The sequence below is a fragment of the Corallococcus praedator genome (assembly GCF_003612125.1).
Classification (GTDB): Bacteria; Myxococcota; Myxococcia; order Myxococcales; family Myxococcaceae; genus Corallococcus; species Corallococcus praedator.
The window spans coordinates 1-405 of the sequence record NZ_RAWI01001307.1; the positions used below are offsets into that span (position 1 = coordinate 1).

Annotated in this window: 1 protein-coding gene; it reads right to left on the reverse strand. The window is 64.7% G+C overall.

What is annotated here, in order from left to right; translation table 11 throughout:
- Positions 1 to 405, reverse strand: a 405-nt coding sequence (locus tag D7Y13_RS44200) for a TonB-dependent receptor plug domain-containing protein (protein WP_158626260.1), incomplete at both ends; no start/stop codon positions are given.

The following is a 405-nucleotide window of genomic DNA, read 5'->3' on the forward strand; positions in this document are numbered from 1 at the left end:
GAACTCGACCGTGCCGCGGCCAGCCCAGATGTTCTTGTTGTAATTGTCGATGCCGAGGAAGAGGTTCTTGCCGAAGCCGTCGCGGGTCAGCCGTGCGCCCGACACACCGATGCGGACCATGTCGCCGATCGGCGCGGACAGGCTGACGATGCCGTCGGCCTGGTTGTACGAGCCGTAGGCGCCACGCACCGACGCCGCGAAATCGTCGGGCAGCTTCTTCGTCACATATTTGATCGCGCCGCCGATCGTGTTGCGGCCGTAGAGCGTACCTTGCGGCCCGCGCAGCACTTCGATCCGCTCGACGTCGTAGATATCCAGCACCGCCGCCTGCGGACGGTTGAGATAGACGTCGTCGAGATAGATGCCGATGCCGGCCTCGAAACCCGGTACCGGGTCCTGCTGGCC